This is a genomic window from Maribrevibacterium harenarium, from assembly GCF_006385675.1.
In the GTDB taxonomy this organism is placed as follows: Bacteria; Pseudomonadota; Gammaproteobacteria; order Pseudomonadales; family Marinomonadaceae; genus Marinomonas; species Marinomonas harenarium.
Genome location: NZ_VFRR01000007.1, coordinates 134,217 through 141,906, shown reverse-complemented (window position 1 = coordinate 141,906; position 7,690 = coordinate 134,217). Strand labels below are relative to the sequence as shown.

7 protein-coding genes are annotated in these 7,690 nt (G+C 49.8%); 2 read left to right on the top strand and 5 right to left on the bottom strand.

The window, feature by feature from the left end; all coding sequences use genetic code 11:
- Nucleotides 1-233 precede the first annotated feature (233 nt).
- From FJM67_RS06020 to xseA, 3 genes are all read right to left on the bottom strand, one after another.
- Complete coding sequence (locus FJM67_RS06020; RefSeq protein WP_140587849.1) at nt 234-1,022, bottom strand: ion transporter; 789 nt, start codon at nt 1,020-1,022, stop codon at nt 234-236.
- A 221-nt stretch (nt 1,023-1,243) separates the two neighbouring features.
- On the bottom strand, nt 1,244-2,131 hold the full coding sequence (locus FJM67_RS06015; RefSeq protein WP_140587847.1) for an EamA family transporter: 888 nt from the start codon (nt 2,129-2,131) through the stop codon (nt 1,244-1,246).
- A gap of 82 nt (nt 2,132-2,213) precedes the next feature.
- Nucleotides 2,214-3,563: an exodeoxyribonuclease VII large subunit gene (gene xseA, locus FJM67_RS06010; protein WP_140587845.1), complete on the bottom strand. Its 1,350-nt coding sequence runs from the start codon at nt 3,561-3,563 to the stop codon at nt 2,214-2,216.
- Between the two features lie 92 nt (nt 3,564-3,655).
- Between xseA and guaB the strand changes: the two genes are divergently transcribed.
- Both guaB and guaA read left to right on the top strand, forming a co-directional pair.
- Nucleotides 3,656-5,125 (top strand): IMP dehydrogenase, encoded by a 1,470-nt coding sequence (gene guaB, locus FJM67_RS06005; protein WP_140587843.1) that lies wholly within the window; start codon nt 3,656-3,658, stop codon nt 5,123-5,125.
- Between the two features lie 102 nt (nt 5,126-5,227).
- On the top strand, nt 5,228-6,805 hold the full coding sequence (gene guaA / locus FJM67_RS06000; RefSeq protein WP_140587841.1) for a glutamine-hydrolyzing GMP synthase: 1,578 nt from the start codon (nt 5,228-5,230) through the stop codon (nt 6,803-6,805).
- A gap of 223 nt (nt 6,806-7,028) precedes the next feature.
- Here guaA and FJM67_RS05995 read toward each other — a convergent pair whose 3' ends face one another.
- Nucleotides 7,029-7,325, bottom strand: a complete 297-nt coding sequence (locus tag FJM67_RS05995) for a type II toxin-antitoxin system RelE/ParE family toxin (RefSeq protein WP_140587839.1) — start codon at nt 7,323-7,325, stop codon at nt 7,029-7,031.
- Between the two features lie 6 nt (nt 7,326-7,331).
- Nucleotides 7,332-7,574, bottom strand: a complete 243-nt coding sequence (locus tag FJM67_RS05990; protein ID WP_140587837.1) for a type II toxin-antitoxin system Phd/YefM family antitoxin — start codon at nt 7,572-7,574, stop codon at nt 7,332-7,334.
- Between the last annotated feature and the right edge of the window lie 116 nt (nt 7,575-7,690).

Here is a 7,690-nt window from a genome sequence, read left to right as displayed (position 1 = left end):
GCCTTACGGCGTATTTATAGCAAGATTTCGGTATTAACTATCGTATAAAAACACGTTGTATTCAATGGGTTGAGAGTTTTTCAGGGGCGACTAGCTATTTGAGAATTGAAAACTTGCTGCGCCCAGAGTGACTACTATCACTCTGGTGTGTCTTTGGAGCAGCTCAAATGAAAGCTGAACTTGCAACGTCACTCAAACGTTAGGCAACTAAGATCCTCACCCCCATTAGAAATTTATTTCTTTTGCAGTTCTGAAAGCACCTCTTTGATTTCTCTTAGTTCCTGTTGGAGTTCGCTCAACGATGGTTCTTTTTGTGCTCTTGCTGCTCTATGCTCTTCCTCCATTACCCCGACAACGATACCTATCACCATATTTAAGAAGGCGAATGCGGTTAGGAAGATAAATGACATGTAGTACACCCAACTCATTGGATAGACTTCCATCGTCTCATATTGGATATCCGTCCAATCTTCAAACGTCATGATTCTGAATAGGGTTAGCATCGAAATGGCGATATCACCCCAAAGCTCAGGGTTAATATCATTAAAGATGAAGCTCCCTATCGCTGCGTAGATATAGAAGATGATAAACATCAGCAGCACCACGTAACCAAGCTGCGGTAGGGCTTTGATGAGTGAGTTAATCAATACACGCAACTCTGGAACGACGGAAACCATCCGCAACACCCGGAACACACGAACTAGACGTGCGAGTAGTGCCATCTCCGAGTCATCTACCGGTATAAGGCTGACGACAACGACGAGTGTATCGAAAACATTCCAGCCTTTTTTAAAGAAAGACCGCTTATCGTCATCTGCTATGAATCGAATGGCGAGCTCGAATAGAAAGAATACCGTGATAAAGACATCTAAGACCGTCGTGATCGAGACCGCTGAGTCGGGGAGCTCAAAGGTTTTAGCTCCTATCTCCAGTGCCGAAATGATGATGACAGCCACCACAAGTAATTCAAAGAACTTGTTATTTTTCAGATTAGACAGATTGGTTCGTAGAGAGTCGTACATGGATGTTGTGCCAGTAAAAGGATCAGAATTGTGCCTTTGATAATGGAAGAGGTCGCATAGTTCAATGGTTTGTTACAGATAATTTTGCAGCGAAGCATGTTTAAAAAAATTGGGGGAATACAGGTCAGTCTGGCGATCACCACCAAGCCTTGGTGGCGCAAATCGCCCAGTTGCAAGAACAAGTGCAACGCCTGAGTGAGCAGCTGGACGAGAGGAAATGATCAGGTCGACTTGACGTGCCGCAACCGATTACCGAAGGTGTTCAGCAGTAAGCCAAATAGCACCAAGGCAATCCCAGCCCACTGCATCACGCTGATGGATTCATCCAAGATCAGCCATGCACTGGTAAGCCCCACGACCGGTACGCCGAGGCTAAGGGGAGCGATGGTGCCGGCGGAGTAGCGCCCCATCAGGTAGCTCCACAACCCATAGCCTGCTAAGGTCGCGACGATGGATAGGTAGAGTAGGGTGCCAATGGCTTTCCAGCCGATATGGGTGATGTTGTCTAGCATGACATCGCCCCCATCTACCCAGTAAGACATCAAGTAGAAGGGGATCGGTGGAATCCAGCAAGCCCAGACGATCAATTTGATATTCGCTTCGTAGCCTTTTTGAATAATCATCTTGGTAACGATATTGCCCAGTGCCCAACTGGAAGCACCGGCGAGCGTCAGGCCAAAGCCAATGGCGGTCATGGCGGTATTCTCATGGGCGCTACCAATCGCCGTGAGTCCAAGGCAAGCAATGGCAATGGCGATCAGCTGATACGCTCGCACTTGTTCCTTGAGTAGTAACACTGCGAACAATAGAGTGAAAATAGCTTGGGACTGTAAGACCAACGAGGCAAGCCCCGCAGGCATACCGAAGGTCATTGCGGTAAAGAGAAAAGCGAACTGGCCGAAGTTGAGCGACAAGGCATAGGCGATACACCATCCCAACGGGGTTTTGGGGCGGGCGAAGAAGAATGAACCCACGACCGCGATCACCAAAAAGCGGGAACCACCGAGCATCATTGGCGTCATCTCATCCAGCCCCCAGCGGATGACGACAAAGTTAAAGCCCCAGGCGAAAATTATCACCAGAGCGAAGAGAAGATCCCGCGGTGTCATAGTTACTGCTCCCCATATCGGAACGAATGACTCTACTCCCAACCCGTTAGGAATAGAAGGGTTCCCCCCTAAGCGAATGGTCTTACTCGCTTATTTCCACTATGTCGCAGCGTAAGGAGCCGTCATGCAAACGCACCGTGATTTGATCTTGAGCCTGCACATCATGGCGCGAGCGAATCACATGCTGATCTTTATCGGTAGCAATGGCATAGCCACGGGACAAAATCCCCAAGGGGCTTACCAAATCGAGCTTTTCAATCAAGGAACCAAAGCGTCGTTGACGCGCCTGCAAGTAATTGTTCATGGCGCGATCAAGCTGTTGCCGTTGCTGTGCCAGTGTTTGTTGCTGTTGGGCAATACGTTTCGCCACAGAAGCGCGTTCTAGCCGCTGAGCTAAATGCTGTACCACCATTTGCTGGCTACCCAGGCGCCGTTGCCAAGCCTGCTGCAAGCGTTGCTGTAAGGCGTTGAGACGCTGTTGCTGTGCCGTTAAGCGCTCCCGTGGATGACGCAAGCGCTGTGTAAGATACAGCAAGCGCTGCTGTTGCTGCTGGAGTCGTTGTTGCAGGCGTTGCTCCAGCCGCAGGGTAATGTGATCCACCTGCTGCTGTAGGTGACGGCTGTCGGGGCTTAAAATTTCAGCGGCAGCGGTGGGCGTCGCGGCTCTCGCGTCGGCGACAAAATCGGTAATGGCAAAATCTACTTCGTGCCCAACTGCCGACACAATCGGTGTTTGGCAGGCAAAGATGGCACGGGCGAGGGCTTCATCATTAAAACTCCACAAGTCTTCCAGTGAGCCGCCGCCGCGACCAATAATAATGGCATCAAAATGACCACTGCTATCGGCGCGTTCGAGTTGTCGGCGTAGATTCAATGCCGCCCCTTCACCCTGTACCAAGCTAGGTAAAATGGTTAGCTCGGTGAGGGGGAAACGCCTCCGAAAGGCGATGATAATATCTCGTACCGCTGCCCCTGCCGCCGAGGTGATGATCGCCACCCGTTCCGGTTTTATCGGCAACGGCTTTTTATGGCGCGCATCGAACAAACCCTCTGCTTGCAGTTGTCCTTTGAGGCGCTCGTAAGCGGCCTGTAGAGCCCCTTCGCCACCGGCTTCCATGGTTTCAATGGTAAGCTGGCAGTCTCCCCGGGGGCCATAAAAAGTCACCCGCGCCCGAACCCGCACCAAATCCCCGTCTTTAGGGCGAAAGCGTACCGCAATATTTTTGCCTTTAAACATGGCACAACGAATCTGGGCTCGGTCATCTTTCAGGGAAAAATACCAATGACCAGAGGCGGCTCGGGTCAGGTTAGAGATTTCCCCCTCCACCAAAATCCACGGCAAGCTAGCTTCCAGCAGTTGCTGAATTTGCCGGTTTAATTCCGAGACCGAAAAGGTCGGCTCAGAACTATGCAAAGTTGTAAATTTTTTCATCAATGCTCCGTGGATTTGATTTACCGATTCACAATGTTGGAGTAGAATTACTTGCCATCTTAAAACCAAGTTGGCATTGGAAAACCCCCACTATGTTACGAATTGTGCAAGAAGCTCTAACGTTTGACGACGTATTGCTCATCCCCGGCTATTCCGAGGTTCTACCGAAGGACGTTAGCCTAAAAACTCGCATCACTAAAGATATCGAGTTAAACATTCCGCTGGTTTCCGCTGCCATGGACACGGTAACTGAACACCGCATGGCGATTGCCCTAGCACAAGAAGGCGGCATCGGCATTATCCACAAAAACCTAACCATCGAACAGCAAGCGGCAGAAGTTCGTCGCGTGAAAAAGTTCGAAAGCGGTATCGTTACTGACCCAGTAACCATCGGCCCAAATGCTACCGTGCGTGAGCTAATGGCGCTAACCGCAGCACACAACATCTCTGGTGTACCTGTAGTTGAAGGTAAAGACCTAGTTGGTATCGTAACCAGCCGTGATGTGCGTTTCATTAAAGATTTCGATAAAACCGTAGCAGATATCATGACGCCAAAAGAGCGTTTGGTAACGGTTCTTGAAGGCGCTTCCAGCGGTTCTATCCGCAAGCTACTACACGAACACCGCATCGAAAAAGTTCTTGTTGTGAACGAAGACTTCGAACTACGCGGCATGGTTACCGTTACCGATATCAACAAAGCCCAGTCTTTCCCAAATGCGTGTAAAGACTCCCAAGGTCGCCTACGTGTTGGCGCGGCAGTAGGTACGGGTGCAGATACCGGTGATCGCGTAAAAGCCCTAGTAGAAGCAGGCGTCGATGTGATCGTCGTAGATACGGCCCATGGTCATTCCAAAGGCGTGATCGACCGCGTACGTTGGGTGAAAGAAAACTTCCCACAAGTACAAGTGATCGGCGGCAACATCGCCACGGCGGAAGCGGCCATTGCCCTAGCTGATGCTGGCGCAGATGGCGTGAAAGTGGGTATCGGCCCAGGTTCTATTTGTACCACTCGTATTATCGCCGGTGTTGGTGTGCCACAAATCAGTGCAGTAGCCAACGTAGCGGCAGTGATGAACGAGCGCGGCATCCCAGTGATTGCCGACGGTGGCGTACGCTTCTCTGGCGATATCGCCAAAGCGATTGCTGCTGGTGCTAGCGTCATCATGGTTGGTGGCTTGCTAGCGGGTACTGACGAAGCTCCAGGCGAAGTAGTACTGTTCCAAGGCCGTTCATTCAAAGCCTACCGTGGTATGGGTTCGTTGGGCGCTATGTCCCAGTCCCAAGGTTCTTCTGACCGTTACTTCCAAGATGCCAGCAGTGGTGTCGAGAAGCTAGTTCCAGAAGGTATCGAAGGTCGTGTACCATCAAAAGGCCCAATGGCAGCCGTTGTTCACCAATTGATGGGTGGGGTTCGCTCTTCAATGGGTTATACTGGCTCCGCTGATATCGAGGCTATGCGTACCAAAACGCAATTCTCGCAAATTACCGGCGCGGGTATGCGTGAGAGCCACGTCCATGACGTGACCATCACCAAAGAAGCGCCAAACTATCACGTTGGTTAAGCGCTGATAGCTGAAAAACCAAGATGGGGCGTAGATTCTGCGCCCCATCTTCTTTTTTTTTTGAATAGCTCTTACTGGGTAGGAGCGAAGGACTAGCTAACAATGTCGCAAGATATCCACGCTCATAAAATTCTTATTCTTGATTTTGGTTCTCAGTACACGCAGCTTATCGCCCGCCGTGTGCGCGAGATTGGCGTTTACTGTGAAATCCGTGCCTTTGACATGGAAGAGCAGGAGATCCAGGAGTTTAATCCAAAAGGTATCATCCTAGCAGGTGGCCCTGAGTCCGTAACCGAAGCCGGTTCACCACGTGCCCCTGAAATCGTCTTTACCCTTGGCGTACCGGTACTCGGTATCTGCTACGGCATGCAAACCATGGCCGAGCAAATGGGCGGTAAAGTTCAAGGCTCTGAATTGCGTGAGTTTGGTTACGCTCAAATCCGCACCCACGGTAACTTCTCCCTGTTGGATGGCATCGAAGACCACGTTGCTAACAACGGCGTTGCTTTGCTTGACGTATGGATGAGCCACGGCGACAAAGTAGTAGACATGCCAGAAGGCTTCGCCCTAATGGCCTCTACCGACAGCTGCCCGATCGCCGCCATGGCCCACGAAGCGAAGAAATTCTACGGCGTACAGTTCCACCCAGAAGTGACCCACACCAAACAAGGTGGCCGTATCCTATCGCGCTTTATCGTGGATATCTGTGGCTGTGACACCTTATGGACGTCTGCCAACATCGCCCAAGACGCGATCGAGCGTATGCGTGAGCAGGTAGGTAACAAGAAGGTTCTACTCGCCCTTTCTGGTGGCGTAGACTCTTCTGTTGTTGCGGCCTTGCTACACAAAGCCATCGGCACCCAGCTAACTTGTGTATTCGTCGACAATGGCTTGCTACGTCTGAACGAAGGCGACCAAGTCATGGCCATGTTCAAAGAAAACATGGGCGTCAACGTGATCCGCGTAAATGCCGAAGACCTATTCCTTGGCAAACTGGCTGGCGAGTCTGACCCAGAGAAAAAACGTAAGATCATCGGTAACACCTTCATCGAAGTATTCGACGAAGAAGCCGCCAAACTGACCGAAGTAGAATTCCTTGCCCAAGGTACTATCTACCCAGACGTGATCGAATCTGCTGCATCTAAGACCGGCAAAGCTCACGTGATCAAATCACACCACAACGTGGGTGGCCTACCAGAAGACATGAAAATGCAACTGGTTGAACCCCTACGTGAACTGTTCAAAGACGAAGTGCGCAAGCTAGGTCTAGAACTAGGCCTACCGTACGACATGGTGTACCGTCACCCATTCCCAGGGCCAGGCCTTGGTGTACGTATCCTAGGTGAAGTGAAGAAAGAATACGCCGACATCCTACGTCGCGCCGATGCTATCTTCATCGAGGAACTACGCAAAGCCGGTTGGTACGACAAAACTAGCCAAGCCTTCGCCGTATTCCTACCAGTGAAATCCGTTGGCGTAGTAGGCGATGGTCGCCGTTACGAATACGTCGTGGCCCTGCGTGCCGTAGAAACCATCGACTTCATGACTGCTCGTTGGGCACACCTACCATACGAGCTACTAGAGAAAGTGTCCGGTCGTATCATCAACGAAATCGAACACATCTCCCGCGTGACCTACGACGTATCGTCCAAGCCACCCGCCACCATCGAGTGGGAATAACTCAGCGTTAGGTAACACCTTGCACTGAACAGCAATAAACACACAAAAGCCCGCGAAAAGCGGGCTTTTTGTTGCCATGGCAAACTGAATGCTGACTTTGCTGATCTGAACACAATTCACTTCCTTGCTTGGTTATGGAAGCTCCAGTGAATGTGTATTAAGATCAATAACTAACCAATGACGCAGCCAAGATCATCACCCTAATTCTAGGGTGAAATCTTAATTACAAGTGGTACTGAGGTAGTTGTGCTTGACCGAGTACAGCTACAACTAAAATGAAGCCATCCTCTTTCGTAAAGTAAGCGGTATGCTTGCCCACAGGGAAATAGAATCCGTTTGGGTATATCTCACCACAACTGCGACCAACAGCTGGACTGTCAGCAAGCATTTGAAACCCCGTTAGTAACATATCTTTGTAGCTTCGCCACTGCATCTCGGAGAAATTGTTAACGGTATAGTTTTTGATTTTCCGTAAATGAACCTGAGCTAATTTACTCAGTTTGTATTTATTCTTTTGCATAGTGGGTTACAGGGCGTTTAAAAAGTCTTCACCATCAACCACACTGCCTTGTGCTAAGTCTTGTTTAGCTGAATTGAAACAATGTCTAAGGTAATCAGTTTTCATTGCCTCTAGTTCTTCATAGTCTTTAATAGACATTACAACTACGGCATCTTTGCCGTTTTTGCTAATCTTCACAGGCTCACGTTGGGCGCTTAGAAGTAGCTCACCAAAATTACGTTTGGCATCATTTGCTGTTAATGTGTGCATGATCAATCTCCAAATCTGGAACTACAGTAAGATTATAGTTGGTCGCATGAAATGGTCAATCTAATTAAATCGTGCGATTTGCGCGAAAGGTAAACTAACAAGGCGTTTAAGAGGGA

Excerpts from the sequence above, each read along its gene's own strand:
- FJM67_RS06020 (WP_140587849.1), bottom strand. The coding sequence starts at position 1,022 with ATGTACGACTCTCTACGAACCAATCTGTCTAATCTGAAAAATAACAAG.
- FJM67_RS06015 (WP_140587847.1), bottom strand. The coding sequence starts at position 2,131 with ATGACACCGCGGGATCTTCTCTTCGCTCTGGTGATAATTTTCGCCTGG.
- xseA (WP_140587845.1), bottom strand. The coding sequence starts at position 3,563 with ATGAAAAAATTTACAACTTTGCATAGTTCTGAGCCGACCTTTTCGGTC.
- guaB (WP_140587843.1), top strand. The coding sequence starts at position 3,656 with ATGTTACGAATTGTGCAAGAAGCTCTAACGTTTGACGACGTATTGCTC.
- guaA (WP_140587841.1), top strand. The coding sequence starts at position 5,228 with ATGTCGCAAGATATCCACGCTCATAAAATTCTTATTCTTGATTTTGGT.
- FJM67_RS05995 (WP_140587839.1), bottom strand. The coding sequence starts at position 7,325 with ATGCAAAAGAATAAATACAAACTGAGTAAATTAGCTCAGGTTCATTTA.
- FJM67_RS05990 (WP_140587837.1), bottom strand. The coding sequence starts at position 7,574 with ATGCACACATTAACAGCAAATGATGCCAAACGTAATTTTGGTGAGCTA.